The sequence below is a fragment of the Adlercreutzia sp. DFI.6.23 genome, assembly GCF_024462535.1.
Classification (GTDB): domain Bacteria; phylum Actinomycetota; class Coriobacteriia; order Coriobacteriales; family Eggerthellaceae; genus Adlercreutzia; species Adlercreutzia rubneri.
On the sequence record NZ_JANGBP010000080.1, the window covers coordinates 1 to 442 of the forward strand.

Here is a 442-nt window from a genome sequence, read left to right on the forward strand (position 1 = left end):
TCAGCTTCACGGGAATGGGCGAGAAGCTGAAGCAGGCCATGGACGCCGACACCGCCGCCGCTGAGATCGACATCATGAAGGGCGTCATCACCGAAGGCACCGGCGGCAAGGCGGCACTGGACGACGTGGCCGTGGCCGGCAAGACCGGCACCCACGAGCGCGGCGATGGCAGCGACGACAGCTGGTTCGTGGGAATAGCCCCCGCTGCCGACCCCAAGGTCGTGGTGGCCGTCGTCATCGAGAAGGGCGAATCGGGGGCTGGCGCCAGTGCCGCCCACGACGTTCTGGAAACGGCTCTCGAAGTGACGGGGGCGCTGTAGTACAATGGCAAGACTCACCAGAGTTCGCATACTTAAACCGCAAACACACTCGTACATGGAACTTTAAGGAGTATCAAGGTGACCGGACAGGGAACAATGACGGGCAAGGTCTTTGGCGGCCG

General features: G+C 62.9%; 1 protein-coding gene. It reads left to right on the top strand.

The features are described from left to right. A partial coding sequence (locus tag NE591_RS12430) for a penicillin-binding transpeptidase domain-containing protein (protein WP_256156768.1) occupies positions 1 to 320 on the top strand: 320 nt, incomplete at its 5' end. Positions 321 to 442: the final 122 nt, after the last annotated feature.